Annotated in this window: 23 protein-coding genes and 1 tRNA gene; 13 read left to right on the top strand and 11 right to left on the bottom strand. The window is 61.6% G+C overall.

The genetic code is table 11. The features are described from left to right. Window positions 1-248 precede the first annotated feature (248 nt). From PMI07_RS30600 to PMI07_RS30575, 6 genes are all read left to right on the top strand, one after another. Window positions 249-758, top strand: coding sequence for a GNAT family N-acetyltransferase (locus PMI07_RS30600; RefSeq protein ID WP_007775774.1), 510 nt, complete (start codon window positions 249-251; stop codon window positions 756-758). A gap of 108 nt (window positions 759-866) precedes the next feature. Beyond that, complete coding sequence (gene gatB, locus PMI07_RS30595; protein WP_007775776.1) at window positions 867-2372, top strand: Asp-tRNA(Asn)/Glu-tRNA(Gln) amidotransferase subunit GatB; 1506 nt, start codon at window positions 867-869, stop codon at window positions 2370-2372. Between the two features lie 3 nt (window positions 2373-2375). Beyond that, the gene (locus PMI07_RS30590; RefSeq protein WP_024164306.1) at window positions 2376-2882 is read left to right on the top strand and encodes a GNAT family N-acetyltransferase; all 507 of its coding nucleotides are present in this window, start codon (window positions 2376-2378) and stop codon (window positions 2880-2882) included. 25 nt (window positions 2883-2907) lie between these two features. Continuing rightward, entirely contained in the window at window positions 2908-3369 is a 462-nt protein-coding gene (locus tag PMI07_RS30585; protein WP_007775780.1) for a GNAT family N-acetyltransferase, read from the top strand. 103 nt (window positions 3370-3472) lie between these two features. Further along, a complete protein-coding gene (locus PMI07_RS30580; RefSeq protein ID WP_007775788.1) occupies window positions 3473-3871 on the top strand; it encodes an NADH:ubiquinone oxidoreductase subunit NDUFA12 in 399 nt (132 codons plus the stop codon). Window positions 3872-3948: 77 nt separating this feature from the next. Beyond that, window positions 3949-4368 (top strand): DUF2155 domain-containing protein, encoded by a 420-nt coding sequence (locus PMI07_RS30575; RefSeq protein WP_037088812.1) that lies wholly within the window; start codon window positions 3949-3951, stop codon window positions 4366-4368. A gap of 7 nt (window positions 4369-4375) precedes the next feature. On the opposite strand, the gene aat is transcribed toward PMI07_RS30575, so the two are convergent. The 6 genes from aat to PMI07_RS30545 all read right to left on the bottom strand — a co-directional run bounded on the left by aat (window position 4376) and on the right by PMI07_RS30545 (window position 11480). Next, window positions 4376-4993, bottom strand: a complete 618-nt coding sequence (gene aat, locus PMI07_RS30570; RefSeq protein WP_007775793.1) for a leucyl/phenylalanyl-tRNA--protein transferase — start codon at window positions 4991-4993, stop codon at window positions 4376-4378. Between the two features lie 8 nt (window positions 4994-5001). Next, window positions 5002-6348: an acetyl-CoA carboxylase biotin carboxylase subunit gene (accC, locus tag PMI07_RS30565; protein ID WP_007775794.1), complete on the bottom strand. Its 1347-nt coding sequence runs from the start codon at window positions 6346-6348 to the stop codon at window positions 5002-5004. 9 nt (window positions 6349-6357) lie between these two features. Beyond that, window positions 6358-6819 (bottom strand): acetyl-CoA carboxylase biotin carboxyl carrier protein, encoded by a 462-nt coding sequence (gene accB / locus PMI07_RS30560; protein ID WP_007775796.1) that lies wholly within the window; start codon window positions 6817-6819, stop codon window positions 6358-6360. A 28-nt stretch (window positions 6820-6847) separates the two neighbouring features. Continuing rightward, entirely contained in the window at window positions 6848-7285 is a 438-nt protein-coding gene (aroQ, locus tag PMI07_RS30555) for a type II 3-dehydroquinate dehydratase (RefSeq protein ID WP_007775798.1), read from the bottom strand. Between the two features lie 132 nt (window positions 7286-7417). Next, window positions 7418-8194: a DsbA family protein gene (locus PMI07_RS30550; RefSeq protein ID WP_007770545.1), complete on the bottom strand. Its 777-nt coding sequence runs from the start codon at window positions 8192-8194 to the stop codon at window positions 7418-7420. Between the two features lie 295 nt (window positions 8195-8489). After that, window positions 8490-11480 (bottom strand): ribonuclease E/G, encoded by a 2991-nt coding sequence (locus PMI07_RS30545; RefSeq protein WP_024164305.1) that lies wholly within the window; start codon window positions 11478-11480, stop codon window positions 8490-8492. A 706-nt stretch (window positions 11481-12186) separates the two neighbouring features. Here PMI07_RS30545 and PMI07_RS30540 point away from each other — a divergent pair. The 3 genes from PMI07_RS30540 (at window position 12187) to prfB (ending at window position 17325) form a co-directional block, all read left to right on the top strand. Then, entirely contained in the window at window positions 12187-13356 is a 1170-nt protein-coding gene (locus PMI07_RS30540; RefSeq protein WP_051484307.1) for an N-acetylmuramoyl-L-alanine amidase, read from the top strand. A gap of 255 nt (window positions 13357-13611) precedes the next feature. Beyond that, a complete protein-coding gene (locus PMI07_RS30535; RefSeq protein WP_007768118.1) occupies window positions 13612-16083 on the top strand; it encodes a penicillin-binding protein 1A in 2472 nt (823 codons plus the stop codon). A 110-nt stretch (window positions 16084-16193) separates the two neighbouring features. After that, a protein-coding gene (gene prfB, locus PMI07_RS30530; RefSeq protein ID WP_155956703.1) for a peptide chain release factor 2 occupies window positions 16194-17325 on the top strand; the annotation gives its coding sequence in 2 pieces (ribosomal slippage) (window positions 16194-16262 and window positions 16264-17325; 1131 coding nt in all). Between the two features lie 78 nt (window positions 17326-17403). Here prfB and PMI07_RS30525 read toward each other — a convergent pair. Then, entirely contained in the window at window positions 17404-18609 is a 1206-nt protein-coding gene (locus PMI07_RS30525; RefSeq protein WP_007768125.1) for a multidrug effflux MFS transporter, read from the bottom strand. A gap of 170 nt (window positions 18610-18779) precedes the next feature. On the opposite strand from PMI07_RS30525, the gene PMI07_RS30520 reads away from it, so the two are divergent. Next, window positions 18780-19436, top strand: coding sequence for a TetR/AcrR family transcriptional regulator (locus PMI07_RS30520; RefSeq protein WP_007768132.1), 657 nt, complete (start codon window positions 18780-18782; stop codon window positions 19434-19436). Between the two features lie 65 nt (window positions 19437-19501). Here the strand turns inward: PMI07_RS30520 and PMI07_RS30515 are convergent, their stop codons facing one another. After that, window positions 19502-20275: an NAD kinase gene (locus PMI07_RS30515; RefSeq protein WP_007768137.1), complete on the bottom strand. Its 774-nt coding sequence runs from the start codon at window positions 20273-20275 to the stop codon at window positions 19502-19504. 251 nt (window positions 20276-20526) lie between these two features. Between PMI07_RS30515 and PMI07_RS30510 the strand changes: the two genes are divergently transcribed. The 3 genes from PMI07_RS30510 (at window position 20527) to PMI07_RS30500 (ending at window position 21791) form a co-directional block, all read left to right on the top strand. Continuing rightward, a tRNA-Thr gene (locus PMI07_RS30510) sits at window positions 20527-20602 on the top strand. A gap of 213 nt (window positions 20603-20815) precedes the next feature. After that, window positions 20816-21469: a hypothetical protein gene (locus tag PMI07_RS30505; protein WP_007768139.1), complete on the top strand. Its 654-nt coding sequence runs from the start codon at window positions 20816-20818 to the stop codon at window positions 21467-21469. 49 nt (window positions 21470-21518) lie between these two features. After that, window positions 21519-21791 carry a hypothetical protein gene (locus tag PMI07_RS30500; protein WP_007768142.1) on the top strand — a complete coding sequence of 91 codons (273 nt, stop codon included), beginning with the start codon at window positions 21519-21521 and terminating at the stop codon, window positions 21789-21791. A gap of 301 nt (window positions 21792-22092) precedes the next feature. On the opposite strand, the gene PMI07_RS30495 is transcribed toward PMI07_RS30500, so the two are convergent. From PMI07_RS30495 to PMI07_RS30485, 3 genes are all read right to left on the bottom strand, one after another. Next, window positions 22093-22980: a transglycosylase SLT domain-containing protein gene (locus PMI07_RS30495; RefSeq protein WP_245277258.1), complete on the bottom strand. Its 888-nt coding sequence runs from the start codon at window positions 22978-22980 to the stop codon at window positions 22093-22095. Between the two features lie 108 nt (window positions 22981-23088). Beyond that, on the bottom strand, window positions 23089-23460 hold the full coding sequence (locus PMI07_RS30490) for a hypothetical protein (RefSeq protein WP_007770650.1): 372 nt from the start codon (window positions 23458-23460) through the stop codon (window positions 23089-23091). 70 nt (window positions 23461-23530) lie between these two features. Next, window positions 23531-24835 (bottom strand): UDP-glucose/GDP-mannose dehydrogenase family protein, encoded by a 1305-nt coding sequence (locus PMI07_RS30485; protein ID WP_007770651.1) that lies wholly within the window; start codon window positions 24833-24835, stop codon window positions 23531-23533. Between the last annotated feature and the right edge of the window lie 50 nt (window positions 24836-24885).

The raw sequence follows: 24885 nt of genomic DNA, 5'->3' as shown, positions 1-24885 counted from the left end.
GAGCGCGCAAAAACGTTGCCGGCGTCATGTGACGTCGGGGTTCTCGTTTTTGTCTGGGCCGGCGCGGCTGGATGCGGGGCCGGCCCCTTATCGGGTCTCTATGGAAGAGAACATCAAAACTCCATCGGTACGAATTTCGCCCTAAGCGGGTTTTCCGGAGCCGTCAAGCGTCTGATGGAAACGCCCTATATGTTGCACTGGTCAAAGCGCGGACTCAGTGGTCTACTGGCGCTGCAACAGGGGAAGATATGGCCCATATTCGCAATGCGCGTGAGGACGAGGTGGATATCCTGGCGGAAATCGGCTTCCGCTCCTGGGAGAAGGCCATGACTTCGATCGGCGAGATGACCGATATGCGCTCAGGCGCCCGCACTGCCTTCCAGAATTTCACGCGCTCCTCCTGGCTCACCATCACCGTCGTCGAACAGGGCGGCAATCTCGCCGGCTGGGCGGCGCGCGAAAAGCTCGACGAACTGATCTCCGATTTCTGGATCGATCCGTCCTTCAAGGGCCAGGGGCTCGGCCGCGCGCTTCTTGTCGAAGTCGAGGCCGAGATCGTCCACCAGGGTTTCGAGGTCGCCCGCGTCGAGACCCATGCCCGCAATACCGAGGCCATCGGCTTTTTCGAGAAGCAGGGTTTTTCGATCAACTGGCTCTCCACCAGCTATTCCCCGAAGATCGACCGCGACGTACAGTCGGTCGGCCTCTCCAAGCGCCTCGTTGTCGAGGCGCCGGATACTTACGGGCCGAGCTTCTGACGGCATCCGCCGTCCCCCAAATGCGCCAGAATGTCAGTTGAGCTTGCACGCCCGCGCCAATTGCTCTACCTCCAGAAAACCCAATCGAGACCATTTCACGAGCATCAGATGACCCTTGTCGACGTCCGCACGCCCGATCCGAAACGCTTCATTCCCGGTGCCACCGGCGACTGGGAAGTCATCATCGGCATGGAGGTGCACGCCCAGGTTCTCTCCAATTCCAAGCTCTTCTCCGGCGCCTCGACCGAGTTCGGCAAGCCGGCCAATTCCAACGTCTCGCTCGTCGATGCGGCCATGCCCGGCATGCTGCCCGTCATCAACGAGGAATGCATCAAGCAGGCGGTGCGCACCGGCCTCGGCTTGAAGGCTCAGATCAACAAGCGCTCGCTGTTCGACCGTAAGAACTATTTCTATCCGGACCTGCCGCAGGGCTACCAGATCTCCCAGTACAAGGACCCGATCGTTGGCGAGGGCAAGATCGTCATCTCGCTCGGTCCTGACCGCCTGGGCCAGTTCGAGGATATCGAGATCGGCATCGAGCGCCTGCACCTGGAACAGGATGCCGGCAAGTCGATGCACGATCAGCATCCGACCATGTCCTATGTGGACTTGAACCGTTCCGGTGTGGCGCTGATGGAGATCGTCTCCAAGCCCGACATGCGCTCCTCCGACGAAGCCAAGGCCTATATGACCAAGCTGCGCTCGATCGTGCGCTATCTCGGCACCTGCGACGGCAACATGGACGAAGGCTCGATGCGCGCCGACGTCAACGTCTCGGTGCGCCGTCCGGGCGCCGAATTCGGCACCCGCTGCGAGATCAAGAACGTCAACTCGATTCGCTTCATCGGCCAGGCGATCGAATACGAAGCACGCCGCCAGATCGGCATTCTGGAAGACGGCGGTTCTATCGACCAGGAGACCCGGCTCTTCGACCCGAACAAGGGCGAGACCCGCTCGATGCGCTCCAAGGAAGACGCGCACGACTATCGTTATTTCCCCGATCCGGACCTGCTGCCGCTCGAATTCGACGATGCCTTCATCGAGGAACTCCGCGCAGGCCTGACCGAGTTGCCGGACGACAAGAAGGCCCGTTTCGTGCGCGAGCTCGGCCTGTCGATCTACGACGCTTCGGTGCTCGTTTCCGAAAAGGCGATCGCCGATTATTTCGAGGCGGTTGCCGAAGGTCGCGACGGCAAGACGGCCGCAAACTGGGTGATCAACGACCTGCTGGGCGCCTTGAACAGAACCGGCAAAGACATTGAAGCGACTCCGGTTTCGCCCGCCCAGCTTGGGAGCATCATCGACCTCATCAAGGCCGAGACGATTTCCGGCAAGATCGCCAAGGACCTCTTCGAGATTGTGCTCAACGAAGGCGGCGACCCGGCCGAACTCGTCGAGACCCGCGGCATGAAGCAGGTTACCGATACCGGCGCGATCGAGGCGGCTGTCGACGAGATCATTGCCGCCAATCCGGACCAGGTGGCCAAGGTCAAGGCAAAGCCGACGCTTGCCGGCTGGTTCGTCGGCCAGGTGATGAAGTCGACCGGCGGCAAGGCCAATCCGCAGGCCGTCCAGGCGCTCGTCAAGGCGAAGCTCGGGATTGAAGAGGAGTAGGCTGTGGTCTACTTCGTCCGCACCGCCGGTGAAGCTGACGTCGAGCAGATCCGCGCCCTGCTGGCGGCAACCTTTCACGATACCTACGACCCGTTCTACGGCGCCGACAAGGTCAAGCGGATGGTCGAAGGCTGGCATTCGTCCGCGGCCGTCCGGTCGCGCATCCAGAAGCGCGGCGGCGAATTCCTGGTCGCCGACAACGGCAAGGATATCGGCGGCATCGGTTATGCCGCCATGTATCCGAAAATGGTGAAGACAGCGATGCTGCACCAGCTCTACGTCAAGCCATCCTGCCAGAACGAGGGTATCGGCCGCGACATTTTCGCCGAGATCGAAACCTGTTTCCCGGATGCCGAGATCATGCGGGTCGAGGTGGCTCTGCCGAATGTGCGCGCGCTGTCCTTCTACGAGCGGCTCGGGTTTTCCGAGGTCGACCGGATGGGGGAGTGGGGTGCTCCCAATTCCGGCCTGCCGGCGATCATCATGGAAAAGCGGCTGGAGTCGCACTAGATCCTGACCCCGAGGAGGAGCTTGCATGGCCGACATGGTGATCCGCAGGGCGCGGCAAGCCGACCTTCCCGAACTCATCGCCCTGTTTGCAGCGGATGACCTCGGCGGCCATGGCGATACGACGGACGAAGCCGCCTTCGACGACTACCTGCGCGCCTTCAACGTCATCGATGCCTCTCAAAACGAACAGCTCTTCGTCGCCGAACGGGAGGGTGAGGTGGTCGGCACGTTCCAGATCCTCTTCAACCGCACGCTGACGGGCAGGGGATCGCTGTCGATGATCCTGGAAGCGGTGCAGACCCGCAGCGACATGCGCGGCAGGGGAATCGGCGCGCGGATGATCCATCATGCGATCGAGGAGGCCAGGCGCCGCGACTGTCGGACGGTCCAGCTCACCTCCAACATGGCACGCACCGACGCGCATCGTTTTTACGAACGGCTCGGTTTCGCCAAGAGCCATTTCGGCTTCAAGATGAAGCTCAAATGACCGTGCGCGACATTTGGAATCACTGGACATCGAAGGCGCCAAGCGGCATAAGCGGATCAGTCACTTCGATCGTCATCCTGTTTGCCAAGCCGACGGAACATCCATGAAAAACCTCCTGCTGCAGATCTTCACCTGGTGGAACGGACAGACCATGGGCACCCGGTTCTTCACCTGGCGTTTCGGCAAGAAGGTCGGCGAAGACGAGCTGGGCAATATCTATTACGAAGGCCCGATGACCTCCTGGGGCAAGCCGAAGCGCTGGGTGATCTACAAGGATTACGCCGAAGCCTCCGCGATCGGCCCCGGCTGGCACGGCTGGATGCACTACCGCACCGATGTCGCTCCGTCGCAGGAAGACTACAAGGCCCGCGAATGGGAAAAGACGCACAAGCCGAATGCCACCGGCACGCCGTTCGCCTATCACCCGCAGGGCTCGCTTGCCGCCACCGGCGAACGCCCCCGCGTCACCGGCGACTACGACGCCTGGACGCCCGGCAACTGACACCTGTTTTGGCCACATTCGACCTCTAGGGGTCGACGCCGACGGGATTTGCCGAGACGGGAAGCATAATGGGATTGATGACGGTTTTTCCACGCAAGCCAATGGTCGGCGCACTGATCGCGCTGGCATCCGTGCTTGCGGCGGATGGTGTGTCTGCGGCGCGGCTGAGCAATCCCGTTGCGGTCTTTGCCGGCATCGACAAGATCACCGGCCGCATCACCACATTCGACGTCTATGTCAACGAGACCGTTCAATACGGCGCGCTGCAGGTGACGCCGAAAGTCTGTTATTCCCGCGACGAGACGGAAGCCCAGAAGATCGACGGTTTCGTGGAAGTGGACGAGATCACTCTCGACCGCAAGATCCGGCGTATCTTCACCGGCTGGATGTTCGCCGACAGCCCCGGCCTCAACGCCGTGGAACATCCGATCTATGACGTCTGGCTGACCGGCTGCAAGCAGAAGTCCGACGTGCCGCCGCCAAAGGCGACCAACTGATTTTCCTTTAGAATTTCAGATGCGGTAGATCGACCGCTTTTCTCAACAGCTTCAGATAGTCGTTCTTGGGTACGTCGATCGCGCCGAAGGTCTTCAGATGCTCGGTGGTGAACTGCGTGTCGAGAAGCGTGAAGCCGTTCGCCTTCAGCCGTTCCACCAGATGCGTCAGGCAGATCTTGGAGGCATTGGTGCGCCTCGAAAACATGCTCTCGCCGAAGAAGGCGGAGCCGAGCGAGACGCCGTATAGCCCTCCGACCAGTTCATCGCCTTCGAAGGCCTCGACGCTGTGCGCGTGACCCATGCGGTGCAGCTCGATATAGAGCTTGCGGATGGTGGAGTTGATCCAGGTGCTCGGACGGTCGCCGGCGGGCTCGGCGCACAACGCGATCACCCGTTCGAAGGCCGTGTCGAAACGGATGTCGAGCGGGCTCTTGCGGACCGCCTTGGCGAGGCTTTTTGAAATGTGGAAGCTGTCGAGCGGCAGGATGCCGCGCATTTCCGGCTCGACCCAGAAGATTTCCGGGTCGTCGGCGGATTCTGCCATCGGGAAAAGGCCGATGGAATAGGCGCGCAGCAGGATTTCCGGGGTTATCGCCGGGTAATATCTGCCACGTCGCCCTGCCATCGATCTCCCTAATGCGTCTTGTCGCCGGCGAGATAGTGTTCCAGCCAGTGAATGTCATAATCGCCGTTGGCGATATCCGGATTGTCGACGAGATCCTGGAAGAGCGGCAGCGTCGTCTTGATGCCGTCCACAACGAACTCGTCCAGCACGCGGCGCAGGCGCATCATGCATTCGACGCGGGTGCGTCCGTGCACGATCAGCTTGCCGATCAGGCTGTCATAATAGGGCGGAATGCGATAGCCCGCATAGGCGCCGGAATCGACGCGCACGCCAAGGCCTCCCGGCGCATGGAAATGCGTGATCGTGCCGGGCGACGGCACGAAGGTGCGCGGATCCTCGGCATTGATGCGGCATTCGATGGCATGGCCGGAGAACACGACGTCTTCCTGTTTGACGGACAGGCCGCCGCCGGAGGCGACGCGGATCTGTTCGTGCACGAGGTCGATGCCGGTGATCGCTTCGGTGACCGGATGTTCGACCTGAAGGCGGGTGTTCATTTCGATGAAATAGAACTCGCCGTTCTCGTAGAGGAACTCGATCGTGCCGGCGCCGCGGTATTTCAGCTTGCGCATCGCATCGGCGCAGATCTCGCCGATCTTCATCCGCTGCTCGACATTGAGGGCAGGGGAGTTTGCCTCTTCCCAGACCTTCTGGTGGCGGCGCTGCAGCGAGCAGTCGCGCTCGCCCAGATGGATGGCATTGCCTTCGCCGTCGCCGACCACCTGGATTTCGATATGGCGCGGCTTCCCGAGGTATTTTTCCATGTAGACGGCGTCGTTGCCGAAGGCGGCGAGCGCTTCGGAACGGGCGGTCGATACGGCCTCGTCGAGGTCGGCCTCGGTCTTGGCGACCTTCATGCCGCGTCCGCCGCCGCCGGCGGTTGCCTTGATGAGTACTGGGAAACCGATCTGGCGGGCGATTTCCATCGCGTTCTCGGGCTTCACTTCGCCGTCGGAGCCGGGAACGACGGGAATGCCGAGTTCCTGCGCGGTCTGCTTGGCGGTGATCTTGTCGCCCATGATACGGATATGGTCGGCGGTCGGGCCAATGAAGGTGATGCCGTGCGCGTCGAGAATATCCGCGAACTTGGCGTTTTCCGACAGGAAGCCGTAGCCCGGATGCACGGCGTCGGCGCCGGTGATTTCGCAGGCGGCAACGATCTGGTGGATGTTGAGATAGCTGTCGCGCGAGGGCGGCGGGCCGATGCACACACTTTCGTCGGCAAGCCGCACATGCATGGCATCGGCATCCGCTGTGGAATGGACCGCGACGGTCGCGATGCCGAGTTCCTTGCAGGCGCGAAGCACACGAAGCGCGATTTCACCGCGGTTGGCTATGAGGATCTTGGAAATCATGGATGCGCCTTACTCGATGATGACGAGCGGCTGGCCATACTCGACTGGCTGAGCGTCGTTGACCAGGATTTCCGTGACCTTGCCGGAGCGCGGCGACGGGATCTGGTTCATCGTCTTCATGGCTTCGATGATCAGCAGCGTCTGGCCTTCCTTGACGGTGGCGCCGACTTCGACGAAGGCGCGCGAGCCCGGGGCCGGGGAGAGATAGATGGTGCCGACCATCGGCGCGGTTACGGCGTTTTTGTTGTCCTGCGCGGCGGGCGCTGCGGCGGCAACCGGAGCGGCTGCGGCAGCCGGGGCGTAGGCGGGCGCTGCAATCGGTGCCTGGACATACTGCGTCGTGCCGGCGCGCGATACGCGGATACGCAAATCGTCCTGTTCGACTTCGATCTCGGTGAGGTCGGTCTCGTTGAGGATGTTCGCGAGGTCGCGGATCAGTCCCTTGTCGATACCGTTCTTCTTGTCAGACATGGCAAACCCTATTGTTCTGTTTATCTTGTCAGGCGGTAATGGATTTCAAGGCGTGCAGCGCCAGAATGTAACTCGCGGTGCCAAAACCGCAGATCACGCCCTTTACGGCCGGTGCGATCATCGAATGATGGCGGAATTCCTCCCGCGCATGGACATTCGAGATATGAAGCTCGATCACCGGCACGGAAATCGCCTTGATGGCGTCGTGCAATGCGATCGAGGTATGCGTATAGGCGCCTGCGTTGATGGCGACGCCGACGGCCTTTTCGTTGGCCTCGTGCATCCAGTCGATCAGCACGCCCTCATGATTGCTCTGGCGGAAATCGACCTCGAAGCCGAGCTCCTTGCCCGCTGCAATACAGTCGTTCTCGACGTCCTTCAGCGTGGCTGCGCCATAGATGCCCGGCTCGCGCTTGCCCAGCATATTGAGATTGGGGCCGTTGAGGACGAAGACCGTCTTGCTCATCACTGATCTATTGTTCCATGCAGAAATTCAGGGGCCACCTATAGACCGGCGAGGCGGCAAGGGAAAGCCCCCGCCGCGCCGAAAGCCCGTGAGTCCACTGCGATGGAACATCTGTCGGTCAAGGGTGCCTTGTCAGCAGGTCGCCTTGCCGCAGGCGCGTACGTTGGCGACCTTCTGCTCGATCGTGTCGAGGCCGACGGCGCCGAAAACGGCTTCGTCGCCGACCACATAGGTCGGCGTGCCGGTGATGCCGATTGCATTGGCAAGCTGGTAGGCGTCGCGCACCAGATTGTCGTTCGGCTGGTCGGCCATCGACTTGCGGACCGCCGCCTCCGTGACGCCGAGCGCGCCGGCGACCGCAATCGCCGTCGCTTCCGTTGCGTGGGGTTTGCCGCCGAGCAGCTGGCGGTGGAATTCCGCATATTTCTCAGGCGCCACCAGGCGCACGGCATTGGCAACCCGGTGGGCGGCAATCGAGTCCGGACCGAGGATCGGGAATTCCTTGAGGATGAAGCGGACGTTCTTGTCCTTGGAAAGAATGTCGTCCATGTCGGAAAGTGCTCGCTTGCAGTAGCCGCAATTGTAATCGAAGAATTCGACGACGGTGACGTCCCCCTTCGGATTGCCGAGCGTGATGTCGGTCGGCGAGGAGAAGATCTCCTGCTTGTTGTCCGCGATCGCTTTGGTCGACTGCTCGACGCGCTGGGTCTGCTGCTTGGCTTCCAACGCGTTCTGAACCTCCACCAGGACTTCCGGGTTCTGGATCAGATATTCACGGATGAACTCGCCCATTTCCTTCTTCTGTTGATCGTCCAGGGCAACAGCCGGGGCGGCTGCGGAAAATGCCAGGGCCAGCATCGAGCCGGCGGCCAATGTCTTGAAAACGGGCGTCTTGAACAGGCGGGTCATCCATATCCTCTCGGGTCGGGCACACGAATCCCGCGCACCATTGTTGCGGTTTGCGCCCAAAGTAAGCCAGTCGGGCTTTCCAAAAAACCTCAAAATCATTTGCAAGCGGATTCCACCGGTTCACAACTGCGTATGACGTTTGGCCGGACGGAGGAATGGAGTCGGATTTCAACGGCTTGGCTGCTTTTCCGGAATCGCTTCGGCAGGCTGTTGATTCAGTGTCTCAAGGCGACGGCAGCGCGCAAACAAAAACGGCCGCGTTTACCGCGGCCGTTCTCATCGATTGTCAGTCGGCTCAGAAGAAACCGCGGCGCTGCCACCAGCCGGCCTTCTTGGGCTTCGACGGGTCGCCTTCGGCCTCGGGCGCAGCCGCCGGATCGGAACTCTTCACCACCGCCTCGGCGGAAGAAGAGATGTTCGACGCGCGGTTGGCACGAGCCGGTTTCACGTCGCCGGCATCGGCCTGCTCAGCCACCGCCGCTTCCTCGACGGGAGCTTCCGCAGCGGGAGCAACCTCGCCAGCCTTCGGCTCTTCGCCGAGTGCGGCTTCGACCTGCTCGACCACGGCTTCCACCGGAGCCGGAGCGGCGACAGCCACCGGGGCCTCTTCCGCAGCCGGGACGTCGGCCGCAGTCGCCGCCTTGCCACGACGCGAACGGCGGGGCTTGGCGTCCGCCTTGCCGGCAGGTGCGGCTTCCGCTTCGGCGGGAACAGCCACGGCCTCGACGGCCAAGTCTTCAGGGGCTACGGCTGCTGCTGCTGCTGCCGGAATCACCGCTGCAGCGTCATCGTCTTCGTCGGACGCATCGTCATCGGCTGCTTCGCCGTCTTCCGAAGCGCTCAACTCCTGTCCGTCCTCACCGGTGCGGTTGCGACGGCCGCCGCGCTTGCCGCGACGGCGGCGCTTGCGGCGGTTGTTCTCGTCCGAGTCCGCGTCGGAGGCAACCGTTGCGTCGGGTGCTTCTCCGGCTTCGGAAACATCGTCCTCGCCTTCGTCGCCGTCCTCGTCGCCATCGGCCATGTCGTCATTGCCGCCCTGGGCGGTCTGGGCGTCTCCGCCCCGCTCGCCGCCGCGGTTGCGCCGACGCCGGCGGCGCTTGCGCTTGCGGCCGTTCTGGTCGTCGCCCTGCTGCTGGGCGCGCTCGGCATTGGCAGCGGCCGGCTGCGACGAAGCAACGATCTCTTCCTCTTCTTCCTCGTCTGCCTCGATGATGATGTCGTCATCATCTTCTTCGACGGGAATGGCAGCGAACTGCATCAGGCTTTCGATCTTGACCGGGTTTTCGACCGGCTCGCCGCGATCGATCGCGAAGTGGCTGGAGCCGATGCTGACATCCGATTCGATGAAGATCGAGACGCCGAAGCGGTTCTCGTAATCGACAATGCTGCTGCGCTTGTGGTTCAGGAGATAAAGCGCGATTTCCGGCGTGGTGCGCACGGTGATGTCATGCGTGGTGTTCTTGAGCAGGTATTCCTCGACGCCGCGCAGCACATGCAGGGCGACCGACGACTGCGAGCGCACATGACCGGTGCCGCCGCAATGGGTGCAGATCTGCGTCGTCGATTCGAGAACCGAGGCGCGAATGCGCTGGCGCGACATTTCGAGCAGGCCGAAATGCGAGATGCGGCCGACCTGGATGCGGGCGCGGTCGTTCTTCAGGCAATCCTTCAGCTTCTTCTCGACGGCGCGGTTGTTGCGCTTTTCTTCCATGTCGATGAAGTCGATGACGATCAGGCCGGCCAAGTCGCGCAGGCGAAGCTGGCGGGCGACTTCTTCCGCCGCTTCCAGATTGGTCTGGAGCGCCGTTTCCTCGATCGAATGCTCGCGGGTCGAGCGGCCGGAGTTGACGTCGATGGCGACGAGCGCTTCCGTCTGGTTCATGATCAGGTAGCCGCCGGACTTCAGCGTCACCTGCGGCTGCAGCATGCGGTCGAGCTGCGCCTCGATGCCCGAGCGGGCAAAGATCGGATGCAGGTCGCGATAGGGCTGGACCACCTTGGCATGGCTCGGCATCAGCATCTTCATGAAGTCTTTCGCTTCACGATAGCCTTCTTCGCCGGACACGATGATCTCGGAAATGTCCTTGTTGTAGAGGTCGCGGATCGAGCGCTTGATCAGCGAACCTTCTTCATAGACGAGGCACGGCGCGGTGGAGTTCAGCGTCAGCGTGCGGACGTTTTCCCACAGGCGCATCAGGTATTCGAAGTCGCGCTTGACCTCGACGCGAGTGCGGTTGGCACCGGCGGTGCGCAGGATCACGCCCATGCCCTGCGGCACGTCGAGCTCGCGGGCGATTTCCTTGAGGCGCTTGCGGTCCTGCGGCTGGGTGATCTTGCGGGAAATGCCGCCGCCGCGCGCCGTGTTCGGCATCAGCACGGAATAACGGCCGGCGAGCGAAAGATAGGTGGTGAGAGCAGCGCCCTTGTTGCCGCGCTCTTCCTTGGCGACCTGCACGAGCAGGATCTGGCGGCGCTTGATGACTTCCTGGATGCGGTACTGCTTGCGCGGCTTGCGCACGACGCGGTCCGGAACCTCTTCCATCGCGTCTTCGGCGCCGACCGACTCGATCACTTCCTTCTCGTGATTGTCGTCGTCGTCATCATCGTCGAAATCGTCGCCGCGGCCACCGCGGCGGGCATCGACATCTTCCGAGATCGAATCGGTCTCGACCATTGCGGCCATTTCGCCGGGCGTCGAACCGTCTTCATCATTGTTCTCGGCGGCGGCGGTCTCGACCTCGGCTGCGGCGGCTTCTGCAGCGGGCGCCTCTTCGGCCGGCTTCTTGCGGGCGCGGCTGCGCTTGGGCTTGGCTTTCGGCTTTTCGGCTTCTTCTTCGACGGCGACCGCTTCGACCGGAGCGGCCTCTGCGGCTTCGGCGCCAGCTTCGCTTGTGGGCTCGGCGGCGGGTGCCGGCGCAGCGATGCCGATATCCGGCTGATCCTCGTTGGCGAGATCGACAACCGGATCGGCCGCCTCGGCTTCAGCGATCTTGCGCTGATCCTCGGCTTCCTGCTGCATCAGCGCCTGACGGTCGGCAAGCGGGATCTGATAATAATCGGGATGGATTTCGGCAAAGGCGAGGAAGCCGTGACGGTTCCCGCCGTAGTCGACGAAAGCGGCCTGCAGTGAGGGTTCGACCCTCGTCACCTTCGCCAGATAGATATTGCCGCGTATCTGTTTCTTATGCTGCGATTCGAAATCGAACTCCTCGATCCGGTTACCGCGAACGACAACTACGCGCGTCTCCTCTTCGTGAGACGCGTCGATAAGCATTTTGTCTGCCATTGAAATTCTGCTCCTCGGCGCCGCCGGGGGAGTGCAGAAAAGGCTGCCACAAGGACAGGCCCGTCATGCAATGCGGTCGTTGCGCCGGATAAAGATGTTCCCGTCGGGCGCGGTTGTGACGGCAACCGGAAAGATGACGGGGAGCATTGCTCCCTCGGTCTCTCCAGGTTCTGAAAATTGTGCCGCGACATCAAAAACCAAACGAGAATGACGATACCATAGGCCCTTAAGGGCCCGATGAATGTGCTCCGCGTGAGCGGTGGGTGGCACATGCCACCCGGTACTATTCCGGCCACCGCCGGTTGGATCGAGTATCAGGATAAAGTGTAACGACGGCGGATGACTGTCGGTCTCCGGCGCCAGGTCCTTGGAGGCTGGCCAGCCTATCGGCAGACTATCCCGTCAACACTTTAACCCTCATGCGCGTTGTATGGTTTATCTGTCACAATAGCAAGGGAAAAGCCAAGTTTGCCATATTCTCGATGGAATTAGACGCCTTATGGATGGCAGGGAATGGGCGGATGATTCGCATCTTTTGACGTGCAAATGCCTTCTAAAATGGGCACTTTGATGCGGGTAGCGCGATTGCGGCGGGGCTTTGAATGCGAGTGGCGTTTTGAGGGCGGATGTGAAGGCGAGGGCGGCGACGACCTGCGGTGGAACCCGGCCGCGGTTTTTTGCGCGAATCGGTTACGCGCTTCTCCTTCTGATATGCTTCGTCGCAACTCTTCCCCCCACGGCCGTTCGCGCCACGCCGCAGCCACCGCTTCTCGCCTTCAGTGCGCGCGTCGCCGGCGACGAGGCGCGCACCCGGATCGTCATCGATTTCGAGAAGAAACCGGAATTCTCCGTCCATTACGTTGCCGCGCCTGAACGGGTGATCGTCGACCTCCCGGCGACCGCCTTCGGCTTTCCTGCCGAGGATCTGTCCGCGCGAGGCCTCTTTAAAGATATACGCTACGGCACGATGGGCGAGTCGAGCGCCCGCATCGTGCTGACCGCCAAGAGGCCGGTGAAATTGTCGATCGCCGAGGTTCAGTCGAACGACAACGGCAGCTTTCGTCTGGTGCTCGATGCGGAAATGGCCTCCAAGGAGGTTTTCGCCGATCTGGTGAAGACCCAGAGCTGGGCGACGCCGCGCGCCGCCGCTCCCGACCCGCTTGCGATGGCCGAGAAGGACAATGTCTTCACCGTTGCGGTCGATGCCGGGCATGGCGGGATCGACGCCGGTGCCACCGGGGCGGCCACCAAGACCTCGGAAAAGACCATCACGCTCGCCTTCGCCAAGACGCTTGCCGAACGATTGAACAAGCTCGACGGCATCAAGGCCTTCCTGACCCGCGATGACGACACCTTCCTGTCGCTCTCCGAGCGCGTGACGCTCGCCCGCCAGGGGCACGCCGATCTTTTCGTATCCCTGCACGCCGATACGCTCGGCCAGAAGGATATCCGTGGCGCGACCGTTTATACGCTGTCGGACAAGGCCTCCGACCGCATGGCCGAAAATCTCGCCACCCGTGAAAACCTGTCCGACGAACTCGCCGGCTACACGCTCCAGAGCGGCCCGCCCGAAGTCGCCGATATCCTGCTCGACCTGACCCGGCGCGAGACTCAGGCGTTTTCGATCGCGCTCGCGAGCAATGTCGTCGAATCCTTCGAAGGGCAGATCGGGCTCATCAACAATCCTCATCGTTATGCGGGTTTCCAGGTTCTGCGCGCACCGGACATTCCGTCCGTGCTTCTGGAGCTCGGCTTCCTGTCCAATGCCGAGGATGAAAAGCTGCTTCTGGATGAGTCGTGGCGCTCGAAGGTGATCGATCGCATGGTCGACGCGATCAGGCGTTATCGTGACCGTGCGGTGGCGAACGGCGGCTGATTCTGCCTGACGCGCGTGGCGCCGGTGCCACAGGCGCCGGCGAATATTGCGCGGGGGAGGCCGGTTACCGGAAATTGCAGTTAAGAGCCCTATTTTACTCACATTCGGGCGGTTACTCGAGGATTGTCAGGGGCAATGGACGAGGGGCAATTGATCCGCTTTCGCCTTGCGCTGGTGCAATCACCGTGCAAAACGCCTCTAACCATGCGATGGTGCGTTTCACGCGCCGAATGAAAGCTGAACGGTAGCTCCGATATGGTAAGATTGATTGGTTATCTCTTTGGACTGGCCTGCGTCCTGTTTCTGGTCGTGGCCGCCGGCGTGGGTATCTACCTCACCGGGATGACCAAGGACTTGCCGAACTACGAGGTGCTTGCCTCCTACGAGCCGCCGGTCGCGACCCGCGTTCATGCCGGCAACGGCGCGCTGATGGCCGAATATGCCCGCGAGCGGCGCCTCTTTCTGCCGATCCAGGCGGTGCCCGATCGCGTCAAGGCTGCCTTCCTGTCGGCGGAAGACAAGAATTTTTACAGCCATCCCGGCATCGATATCACGGGGCTTGGGCGCGCCGTCCTCTCGAACCTCCAGAACCTTGGTTCCGGCCGTCGCCCGGAAGGCGCCTCGACCATCACCCAGCAGGTGGCGAAGAACTTCCTTCTCTCGGCCGACCAGACGATCGACCGCAAGGTCAAGGAGGCGATCCTTTCCTTCCGCATCGAACAGACCTATTCGAAGGACAAGATTCTCGAACTCTACCTGAACGAGATCTTCTTCGGCCTGAATTCCTATGGCATTGCCGGCGCGGCACTCACGTATTTCGACAAGTCGGTGACTGAACTGACGACGGCCGAGGCCGCCTATCTCGCGGCCCTTCCCAAGGGCCCGGCCAACTACCATCCCTTCCGCCGCGAAAAGGCCGCGCTCGAGCGCCGCAACTGGGTCATCGACCGCATGGCCGAGAATGGTTACATCACCCAGCCCGATGCCGACGACGCCAAGAAGCAGCCGCTCGGCGTCAAGCAGCGCCGCACTGGCGCCCATGTCTTCGCATCGGATTATTTCTCGGAAGAAGTCCGCCGCCAGATCATCGAGCGTTACGGCGACAAGGCGCTCTACGAAGGCGGTCTCTCGGTCCGTACCTCGCTTGATCCCGACCTTCAGGTCTTCGCCCGCAGCGCCCTTCAGAACGGCCTGGTGGAATATGACGAGCGCCGCGGTTTCCATGGGCCGCTCGCTCAGATCGCGATGACCGGCGCCCTCGGAAGCTCGGATTGGGGTCCGGAACTCGCCAAGCAGAAGTCGCTTTCGGACGTGCCGGAATGGAAGCTCGCGGTCGTGACCGAGGTCTCGGCAAAGTCCGCCACGATCGGCCTGCAGCCCTCGACGGATGCGGCCGGCAAGGTCGACGCGGCCCGCGAGACGGGCACGATCAACGCCGACGACATGAAATGGGCCTATCGGGATTCGACCAATACCCGCAAGCCGGCGAAATCTCCGGACGGCGTGCTGAAGCCGGGCGACGTCGTCTATGTGGAGCCGATCAATCCGCAGGCCAAGACCTACAGGCTGCGCCAGCCGCCGAAGGTCCAGGGTGGTTTCGTCGCCATGGACCCGAATACGGGCCGTGTTCTCGCGATGGCGGGCGGCTTCTCCTATTCGCAATCCGAATTCAACCGCGCCACCCAGGCAATGCGTCAGCCGGGTTCGTCGTTCAAGCCCTTCGTCTATTCGGCGGCCCTCGACAACGGCTATACGCCGGCCTCGGTCATCCTCGACGCTCCGATCGAGATCGTCTCCGGTGGTCAGGTCTGGCGGCCGGAAAACTACGGCGGCGAGGCGGGTGGCCCTTCGACGCTGCGCACCGGCATCGAAAAGTCCCGCAACCAGATGACCGTGCGTCTGGCGCAGGACATGGGCATGGAACTGGTCGCCGAATATGCCGAACGCTTCGGCATCTACGACAAGATGCTGCCGGTGCTTGCCATGTCGCTCGGTTCCGGCGAAACGACGGTCATGCGAATGGTCTCGGCCTATGCGGTCATCGCCAACGGCGGCAAGCAGATCAAGCCGACCGTCATCGACCGTATCCAGGACCGCTACGGCAAGACGATCTTCCGCCACGAGGAGCGGGCCTGCGACGGCTGCAACACCAATGACTGGGCCAACCAGGAAGAACCGAGCATCGTCGACAATCGCGAGCAGGTTCTCGACCCGATGACTGCATACCAGATCACCTCGATGATGCAGGGCGTCGTCCTACGCGGCACGGCAGCCGGCAAGATTCCGGTCAAGGACCGCGACGTCGCCGGCAAGACCGGCACCACCAATGACGAGAAGGATGCCTGGTTCGTCGGTTTCACGCCGAACCTGGTTGCGGGTCTTTACATCGGCTTCGACACGCCGACGCCGCTCGGCCGTGCCGGCACCGGCGGTGGCCTTGCCGCGCCTATTTTCGGTGAGTTCCTCGCTCAGGCGGCCAAGCTGACGCCTGCTGCAAAGTTCCATGTGCCGGACGGCATGCAACTCGTCGCCGTCAACCGCAAGACCGGCATGGCAGCCGGAGAAGGCCAGCCCGACACGATCGTCGAAGCCTTCAAGCCCGGCACCGGCCCGGCCGACGTCTTCCAGGTCATCGGCGACGGCGAATACATGACCCAGGACCAGATCTTCACCAATTCGCCCCAGGCGCAGCAGGCTGTGACCTCGGGCATGCCGGGCCTGTTCTGATCCCGTCGGACGCGAATGGCCTGCGGGCCGGCCCGGGCTTTACATCCGGGCTCGCTGCAACTATGTCCACGGCACCTAAAACCCAACACAAAGAGCGAAGAACAAGCGCCATGCGTGCGGAAATCATCAATGTAGTCGACGAAATCAAGCAGGCCATAAGCCTGCTGAGGAGGCATCTTTGACTGGGATCAGGCGGTAAGACGACTGGACTGGTTGAACAACAAGTCAGAGGATCCGAACCTCTGGAACGATGCCGCCGAGGCGCAGAAGCTGATGCGCGAGCGCCAGCAGCTCGACGACGGCATCAATGGCGTCAAGGCCATGGAGCAACAGCTCAACGACAATATCGAACTCATCGAACTCGGCGAGGAAGAGGGCGACGAGGGTATCGTCAAGGAAGCCGAGGATGCGCTGAAAGCGCTCAAGGCGGAATCCGGCCGGCGCCAGGTCGAGGCCATGCTGTCGGGCGAAGCCGACAGCAACGATACCTATGTCGAAGTCCATTCCGGCGCCGGCGGCACGGAAAGCCAGGACTGGGCGAACATGCTTCTGCGCATGTACACCCGCTGGGCCGAACGCCAGCGCTTCAAGGTCGAGCTCCTGGAAGTGCATGACGGCGAAGAAGCGGGCATCAAGTCCGCGACCATCCTCGTCAAGGGCCACAATGCCTATGGCTGGCTGAAGACCGAATCGGGCGTCCACCGCCTGGTCCGCATTTCGCCCTATGACAGCAACGCCCGTCGCCACACGTCCTTCTCGTCCATCTGGGTCTATCCGGTCATCGACGACTCGATCAATATCGAGATCAACGAAAGCGACTGCCGCATCGACACCTACCGTTCTTCGGGCGCCGGCGGCCAGCACGTCAACACGACCGACTCGGCAGTGCGCATCACGCACATCCCGTCGGGCATCGTCGTGCAATGCCAGCAGGAACGTTCGCAGCACAAGAACCGCGCCAAGGCGTGGGACATGCTGCGTGCACGTCTCTACGAGGCCGAGCTGAAGAAGCGCGAGGAAGCGGCAAATGCCGAAGCGGCTTCGAAATCCGATATCGGCTGGGGCCACCAGATCCGATCCTACGTGCTCCAGCCCTACCAGCTGGTGAAGGACCTGCGTACCGGCGTTTCGAGCACAGCGCCCGACGACGTGCTGGACGGCGAACTCAACGAGTTCATGGAAGCGGCACTCGCCCACCGCATCAGCGGCAAGCCGGATATCGACGCCGCCGACGTCGACTGAGGCCTTCCTATCAAGATGCCAAACGAAAGCGGCCGGATCTTGCGACCCGGCCGCTTTTTTATTGAGTGAAGGCGGGGATTATTCCGCTGCGGCCGCCATGGCGCCGCGCGGGCTGCGCAGCACGGCAAGCGACAGCAGGAAGACCATCACCGAGCACACCGCGATGACCGTGACCATCGGCAGCGAGGTGCCGTCGACGAACATGCCACCGACGCCGACCACGACCGCCGATGTCACGAACTGGATCGTGCCCATCATCGCCGACGCCGTGCCGGCGATCCGGCCGTGATGTTCGAGCGCCAGCACCGCCGCCGTCGGGATGATCATGCCGAGGAAGCCGTAGCCGCCGAACAGGAAAGCCGCCATGACGTCGAGGCGGTCGATGCCGAGCGAGGTGACCAGCGCCAGCAGGACCATCATCGCCGAATACCCGAATACCGCGCTGCGGATCACTTTCCGAAGCCCGATCTTGCGGGAGAGCCAGCCGTTCAGCTGCGACATGCCGATGAAGGCGACCGCATTGCACGAGAAGACGATGCTGTAGAAGGTCGGCGACAGGCCGTAATGTTCGATCAGCACGAAGGACGAATTCGCCACATAGATCATGTAGCTCGACATGCCGAAGGAGGCGATCAGCACCAGCCCGAGATAATAGGGATCCCGGAGCAGCGTGCCATAGGAGTTGAGCGCGCTGGCGAGGCCGCTTTCGCTGCGTGCGGCTGGCAGGCGGGTCTCTTCGAGGAAGAAGACCGCGACGACGGCGCCGACGGCACCGGCGCCGACCATTACCCAGAAGATCAGCCGCCAGTCGCCGAACACGGTGACGATGCTGCCGGCAAGCGGTGCGAGGATCGGCGAGACGCTGAACACCAACATCAGCCGCGACATCAGCTGGGCCGCCGCCGGACCGGTATGCAGGTCACGAACGATGGCGCGGGAGATGACGACGCCGGCGCAGGCGCCCATGCCCTGCAGGAAGCGGAAGGCAATCAGCCACTCGATCGACGGCGACAGCGCGCAACCGATCGCCCCGATGACATAAAGTGCGAGGCCGACATAGAGCGGCTTCTTGCGGCCGAACATGTCGGAGAGGGGGCCATAGGCGATCTGCGACACCGCCATGGCGGCGAAGAAGGAGATCAGGCTCGCCTGCACCGCATGGCTGTCGGCATGGAGGTTAGCGCTGATGGTCGGCAATGCCGGAAGGTACATGTCGAGGGCGAAAAGCCCGATAGCCGAGAGCAGCCCGAGCGACAGGGCATGCGAAGGAGCTCTGCTTTGCATTTGGAAAAAACCTTTCCCGTCACCACATCTGCCGTGGTAACGGCAGGGCGAGGACGATTATGGGAGATGAATATGAAAGCCGGCCGCGTGTGGGAAGATGGGCCTAGTCAATCATGTAAAATATTTTGGACACAATTGTCCAATCCGTCAAGCCCCGCTATGGTGATGTCATGAAAAATTCGTCTGCCGAGCTTTCACGCGATTACGACACATGGCCGCCGGCGCAGAACAAGCGCCAGGCAATCCTCAATGCCGCAGCCGATGTTTTTGCCCAGGAAGGCTTTGGCGGTGCCAGCATCGATGCGATCGCGGCAAGGGCAGGGGTTTCGCGCCAGACGATCTACAACCAGCTCGGCGACAAGGATAACCTCTTCAAGGTGGTGGTCGCCGAAATCACCGACCGCTCCAGCGCCGGTTTTTTTCGTGTCCTCGATACTTTCCCCGTGGCGCCGCAGGATATCGAGACGGAGCTGACGCAATTTTCGGCCCAGCTCCTGCGCAAGGCGATCTGCGACCCGAACGGCCGCTGGCTGCGCAAGGTGGTCGAGACCGAAGGCGCCCGTTTCCCAGAGCTTTTCGAGACCTGGAAGGAATACGGGCCGGGCAAGAAATATCCGGCCATCGCCGCCCGCCTGGCACAGCTTGCCCATAGCGGTTATCTCCAGATCGACGATCCGGCGCTTGCGGCCCGCCAGTATATGGCGCTTCTCGCGACCGACCTTCGCTACGACCAGCAGATCGGCCGCCAGACGCCGGAATCGGAGATCGACCAGATGGCGGCGAATGCCACCCGCACTTTTTTGCGCGCCTTTGCCCCGAGGCGCTGAGCTTCACGTCAGTGCAACAGGCTTTGTTTGCGCGCTGACGCTGAGTCACGCACGCTGACGCTGAGTCAGTTGTTGAACTGCTCCGCGAGAATCCGGTCGGACCAGGAATGGTTAGGATCGGACAGGATGCGGGCGGTAATCTCGGTCGACTGCGCCACCCGCACCTTCAGCACCGACTTCACCTCCGTATTGTCGGCAACGGCGTTGACCGGCCGCTTCTCCGGCTCGAGGATGTGGATATCGACGCAGACATGGTTCGGCAGCAGCGCGCCGCGCCAACGCCGCGGGCGAAACGCGGAGACCGGCGTCATGGCGAGCAGCGGGGCTTCCAGCGGCAGGATCGGCCCATGCGCCGACAGATTGTAGGCGGTGGAGCCTGCGGGCGTGGCGATCATCAGGCCGTCGCAGATCAGCTCCTCCAGCCGCACATGGCCGTCGATCTCGACGCGCAGCTTCGCCGCCTGGTAGGATTGCCGGAAGAGATAGACCTCGTTGATGGCGAGAGCTGCCGACGTCGAGCCGTCCTCGTTTTCCGTCGTCATCTTCAGCGGGTGAAATTCGTTCTCGACCGATTCGGCCACCCGCTCATGAAGTTGCTCGGCGCGAAAATCGTTCATCAGGAAGCCGACCGAGCCACAGTTCATGCCATAGACGCTCTTGCCCGTATGGATCGTGTCATGCAGCGTCTGCAGCATGAAACCGTCGCCGCCGAGCGCGACGATCACGTCCGCTTCCGCGGTCGGCACGTTGCCGTAGAGCCGCACGAGTTCCTCCAGCGCGGTTTGTGCTTCCGGGGCTGTCGAGGCGATGATGGAGAGCTTGTTCGTCTGGGACGACATGAACGGGCCTTTGAGGGTGCCGCCGCCCGAAGGGCCGCGCAAGGGACGCTGTAACCATTTGAGCTAACACGAGCCTGTGACAGGACCATGCCGGCCGGACGGCATTAAGTACAGGAAAAACAGGCTTTTGGACAAGCGCCTTGCGCCTTCCCCGGTAAGTGAAACAACGCAACTCGAATGCACGGCATGTGGTGTTGCAGCGATTTTCTCTTTACAGGAGGGGAAAATCTGGTAACTCCCCACTCGAAAGTGCCCTTGTAGCTCAGTTGGTAGAGCACCTGATTTGTAATCAGGGGGTCGCGGGTTCGAACCCTGCCGGGGGCACCAAAGAATTTACAGACCTTAACGGCATGCCGCTCGAATAAAATGGGCGGCATGTTGCATTTCGTGTTGCGGCTGCTCCCCTTGATTTCCCACGAATTCCACGGGGCTCCCGGCAAATCCATGCGACATGGGACGCAACTGTCGCATAGCAAACGATGGCTTGCGACTCAGTTTAGCCCCCGAGAATTCGGCATTAATTGAGTGGGGCTAAACGTGATGACGCTACCTATCAATATCCCCCCGATGTACATCGAAGTTAAGTATTTCCTGAACAGCTACCGCGCCCTATCAGATGCGAGATCGGGCATTCGGCACCTGGAGGACTACCTTCGCGACGCAAGCTTTCTGCTCTCTGAGTGGAAAGTGATATGGATCGGGACGTGTACAATCCTGCGGACATGCATCGATCTGTTTCAAGTCGATGCCCGCTCGTGCATAAACACCGATCTCCGCCAAGCCGTTGCTGCGGAATGGACGTCGATCAGGGCGCACAAAGACCAACACCCGATATTCTGGGAATTCCTTCGCAAAGAGCGCGATAACATCATACACGAATATGAGTGGGCCGCTTATGAGGCTTGGTTGAAAGATGACGGAAGTGTTGTGCGACCGACACTTTCGCTGTTTGCAGATCGCCCAGAGGACGTGCGCACGGTGCTTATGATGCGCGGCGGCATGTACACGGGCCGAAACTCGCTTGAGCTTTTGCGCGAAGGTGCCGATTGGGTCGAAGAGAGAATTTACAGCGCTATCGCGGCAAGTGGGCTTGATCCGGAAGAAAAGCGAGAATTGCACAGCTTCACTGTACGTCCAGATCAACTTCACAAAGGTGGCTTGCTGAGCCTGCTTGATGACCCGAAAGAGCCTTGACCCCGCCGTGAATCCTGTCACGCTTTGATTGCGTAATGCAGGAGATGACATGCAACCAGCAAACAGCAACCGACCATTCGAGGGCTCCGCACTTGCAAATGTCCTGCAGGAACTAGCCGAGATAAACGTGAGGGCGATGAGCCTGAAATACGATCTCGAACCCTTGTCAGAAGAGGACATATCGATGGGCGCCGAACCCCTCGGTGCCGAACAAATCGCTGAAGAACTCGACCACATAGCTACAATCGTCACGCGCATCGTCTTAGAGCATTTGAAGGCTGAACCCGGCGAATGGTATGAGGCAAATGACAAAATCGAATAGGTGACATAGCAATACAGAAGTACGATACCGAGACCAAGATTCGCTAGCTCTGGGCTGAGCACACGGGATGGCTCGGTTGATCCCTGCTTCATTGAATTCTACAGTTTGATGCGTGCGCAAGGATGCGGCCCGGTCTTTAACTTTCGTGGCTGTGGCGGCGCGATGGTTCCGGTGCCTGCCGCAGGGCTCCGTCGCGACCAGCCCGGATGGAACCTCCCGGACCGGGCAGGCACAAAACTGTTGATCTCCATTCCTGCGCGGGAGGTAGTTTGAACGCCCCGCTCCGCACTCTAATGCGGCTTCAATTCCTGAACACTGTGCAAGACACCCCCTGTGCCCTGATCCTCGCGCACAAATCAGTCGCCTCGGCCCTGGTGGCGCGGCCGATCCGGGCTGCGTAGCGCGGGCGATAGCCGAAATTGCCGCGTTTCTGCCGCACGACGAGCGCCCGTTCCGAGTTGAGCGGCGCCGGCAGCCTGCCGATCGTGTTGGCAAACAGTTGGCTGGCCATATTCGGATTGTAGTGGGCCGAAAGCTGCACGCCCCATGGGGCCCAATCCGCCGAGGCGATCAGGACGGTCTCGTTGAGCCGCCGTGTATTGGCGAGCCGCACGCAGCCGTCGATGAAGGATTTTCCGGGATCGAGAGCCTGAGCCGCCACCTTCGGCGGATTGTCCTTCCATGTCTCGGCGGAATGGCCGGTAATCGCAAACACGTAGTCGCGCGTCTCGATCGGCAATCGCCCGGCTTTCAGGAAGGTTTCCAGGCCGGCTTCTCCCGCATTATAGGCCGCGGCGGCAAGGCCGAGATTGCCGAAACGGTTGCGGAGATCGCCGAGATAGAGAGCGGACGCGACAAGCGCTTCGGCGACATCGAAACTGTTTGCCAGCCCCCGGATCTTGGCAGTTCCCGGCATGAACTGGGCGATGCCCTCGGCGCCTTTCGGGCTCACTGCATTGGCTCGAAACAGGCTTTCGCGCCAGATCAGGCGCGCGAAAAATTCCGGGGGCAGCCCGTTCGTCACGGCGAGCCGCTCCATCACCTGGCAGAGATCCTCATTGTAGGTTTCGGCGCGGATGCAGAGCCGGTCCATGCCGCCCGACGCCGCACGCTCGTATCGGCATTCGGGAGCGGCGGGGTCTTCGGCAGCCGCAATGCTCCCGCCATGGGGCGGGACTGCCAATGACAAGGCCAAGCCTGTCTGCATGAGATGGCGAAACATCATCGGCATGCAATATGCCCAATCAAGCCGCCGCTTGAAAGCCTTCCACACCAGGAACATTCAGAACCGGATTGTCTATCGCCTGGATTGTTCCAGAAGCGACTGGCAGGACCGGTCCAGCGCGGCGAAATCCGTCTCCGTCATCGACTGGGTCCTTTCCAGCATCTGCTGCGTCTGTCTCTCGAAGAGCGCGCTGGTGCCGTCTCGCGGATAGCCAATATCCTGCAGGATCAGCAGCGCGGCATGCATATGCTCCTCATCGCGGGGTACGAGGCCGGCGGTCAGGCCGCTCTTGCCGAACTCCCTGGCCATGACCTCGCGCATCGAATAGAAGGCCGAACAGGATATGTGCTGTTCGGCGGACCGGATCGGTTCGGTCTGGGCGAAAGCCGGCGCCGCCATCAGCAGCGGCGCCAAGACCCAAGTGATTTTCGCTTCCGTGGTCATACGGGACACCCCTCGCGCAAAGCCCAAGGTTCCAGGCCGGTGCCTTCAATCCCGACGCCTTGGGGACTGCCTAGTGCACCTTGCCGACGCCGGTATAGGCAAAGCCATGCGCTTCCACCTCCCGCGCCCGATAGACATTGCGCAGGTCGACGAGAACCGGGCTCTTCATGACGGATTTCAGCCGCTCCAGGTCGAGCGCCCGGAACTCGTTCCATTCGGTGACGAGAACCGCGACATCTGCGCCTTCAGCGGCCTGATAGGGGCCGCTGGCGAATTCGATATCCATCATCTGCCTGGCGTTTTCCATGCCTTCCGGATCGTAGCCTGAAATGATCGCGCCGGCATCCTGCAGCGTCTGGACGACGGCGATCGCCGGGCTGTCGCGCATGTCGTCGGTATTCGGCTTGAAGGTCAGGCCGAAGACTGCGACCTTCTTGCCACGCACGTCGCCGCCGGCGGCCGCGATCACCTTGCGGCCCATGGCGCGCTTGCGAGTGTCGTTGACGGCGATGGTCGTTTCGATCAGGCGCACCGGGCTGTCATAGTCCTGGGCGGTCTTGGCGAGCGCCAAAGTATCCTTCGGGAAGCAGGAGCCGCCATAGCCGGGACCGGCATGCAGGAATTTCGAGCCGATGCGGCCATCGAGGCCGATGCCGCGCGAAACGTCCTGGACGTCGGCATCGACGCGCTCACAGAGGTCGGCCATCTCGTTGATGAAGGTGATCTTCATCGCCAGGAAGGCGTTGGCGGCATATTTGATCAGCTCGGACGTGCGGCGGCTGGTGAAGAGGAGCGGCGACTGGTTGAGATAGAGCGGACGATAGACTTCCGTCATCACCCCGCGAGCACGCTCGTCGGAAAGGCCGACGACGATGCGGTCCGGACGCTTGAAGTCCTCGATCGCAGCGCCTTCGCGCAGGAATTCCGGGTTGGAGACGACGGCGAAATCCGCATCCGGATTGGTTTCGCGGATGATCCGCTCCACTTCGTCGCCGGTGCCGACCGGGACGGTCGACTTGGTGACGATGACGGTGAAGCCGGTCAGCGCTTCGGCGATTTCCTTGGCTGCGGCATAGACGTAGCCGAGGTCCGCATGGCCGTCGCCGCGGCGCGATGGCGTGCCGACTGCGATGAAGACGACATCGGCATCGGCCACCGCCGGGCCGAGCTCGGTGGTGAAGGAAAGGCGACGGGATTTGACGTTCGATTCGACCAGATCGTCGAGGCCCGGTTCGAAGATCGGGATGACGCCCTTTTTCAGCGCCTCGATCTTTTCCTCAGCCTTGTCGACACAGATCACGTCATGTCCGAAATCCGCAAAGCAGGCTCCCGACACGAGGCCGACATAACCTGATCCAACCATCACGATACGCATCAATAATCCTCATCTTTGCTCGGTAATCTCACGCGCAGCGGCTTCCTAAG

Source organism: Rhizobium sp. CF080 (assembly GCF_000282095.2).
In the GTDB taxonomy this organism is placed as follows: domain Bacteria; phylum Pseudomonadota; class Alphaproteobacteria; order Rhizobiales; family Rhizobiaceae; genus Neorhizobium.
This window is presented reverse-complemented; position numbering and strand designations above follow the sequence as displayed.

What these genes read in the sequence shown, in the direction of transcription:
- PMI07_RS30600 (WP_007775774.1), top strand. Translation starts at nt 249, where the DNA reads ATGGCCCATATTCGCAATGCGCGTGAGGACGAGGTGGATATCCTGGCG.
- gatB (WP_007775776.1), top strand. Translation starts at nt 867, where the DNA reads ATGACCCTTGTCGACGTCCGCACGCCCGATCCGAAACGCTTCATTCCC.
- PMI07_RS30585 (WP_007775780.1), top strand. Translation starts at nt 2,908, where the DNA reads ATGGCCGACATGGTGATCCGCAGGGCGCGGCAAGCCGACCTTCCCGAA.
- PMI07_RS30580 (WP_007775788.1), top strand. Translation starts at nt 3,473, where the DNA reads ATGAAAAACCTCCTGCTGCAGATCTTCACCTGGTGGAACGGACAGACC.
- PMI07_RS30575 (WP_037088812.1), top strand. Translation starts at nt 3,949, where the DNA reads ATGACGGTTTTTCCACGCAAGCCAATGGTCGGCGCACTGATCGCGCTG.
- aat (WP_007775793.1), bottom strand. Translation starts at nt 4,993, where the DNA reads ATGGCAGGGCGACGTGGCAGATATTACCCGGCGATAACCCCGGAAATC.
- accC (WP_007775794.1), bottom strand. Translation starts at nt 6,348, where the DNA reads ATGATTTCCAAGATCCTCATAGCCAACCGCGGTGAAATCGCGCTTCGT.
- accB (WP_007775796.1), bottom strand. Translation starts at nt 6,819, where the DNA reads ATGTCTGACAAGAAGAACGGTATCGACAAGGGACTGATCCGCGACCTC.
- aroQ (WP_007775798.1), bottom strand. Translation starts at nt 7,285, where the DNA reads ATGAGCAAGACGGTCTTCGTCCTCAACGGCCCCAATCTCAATATGCTG.
- PMI07_RS30550 (WP_007770545.1), bottom strand. Translation starts at nt 8,194, where the DNA reads ATGACCCGCCTGTTCAAGACGCCCGTTTTCAAGACATTGGCCGCCGGC.
- PMI07_RS30545 (WP_024164305.1), bottom strand. Translation starts at nt 11,480, where the DNA reads ATGGCAGACAAAATGCTTATCGACGCGTCTCACGAAGAGGAGACGCGC.
- PMI07_RS30535 (WP_007768118.1), top strand. Translation starts at nt 13,612, where the DNA reads ATGGTAAGATTGATTGGTTATCTCTTTGGACTGGCCTGCGTCCTGTTT.
- PMI07_RS30525 (WP_007768125.1), bottom strand. Translation starts at nt 18,609, where the DNA reads ATGCAAAGCAGAGCTCCTTCGCATGCCCTGTCGCTCGGGCTGCTCTCG.
- PMI07_RS30520 (WP_007768132.1), top strand. Translation starts at nt 18,780, where the DNA reads ATGAAAAATTCGTCTGCCGAGCTTTCACGCGATTACGACACATGGCCG.
- PMI07_RS30515 (WP_007768137.1), bottom strand. Translation starts at nt 20,275, where the DNA reads ATGTCGTCCCAGACGAACAAGCTCTCCATCATCGCCTCGACAGCCCCG.
- PMI07_RS30505 (WP_007768139.1), top strand. Translation starts at nt 20,816, where the DNA reads ATGACGCTACCTATCAATATCCCCCCGATGTACATCGAAGTTAAGTAT.
- PMI07_RS30500 (WP_007768142.1), top strand. Translation starts at nt 21,519, where the DNA reads ATGCAACCAGCAAACAGCAACCGACCATTCGAGGGCTCCGCACTTGCA.
- PMI07_RS30490 (WP_007770650.1), bottom strand. Translation starts at nt 23,460, where the DNA reads ATGACCACGGAAGCGAAAATCACTTGGGTCTTGGCGCCGCTGCTGATG.
- PMI07_RS30485 (WP_007770651.1), bottom strand. Translation starts at nt 24,835, where the DNA reads ATGCGTATCGTGATGGTTGGATCAGGTTATGTCGGCCTCGTGTCGGGA.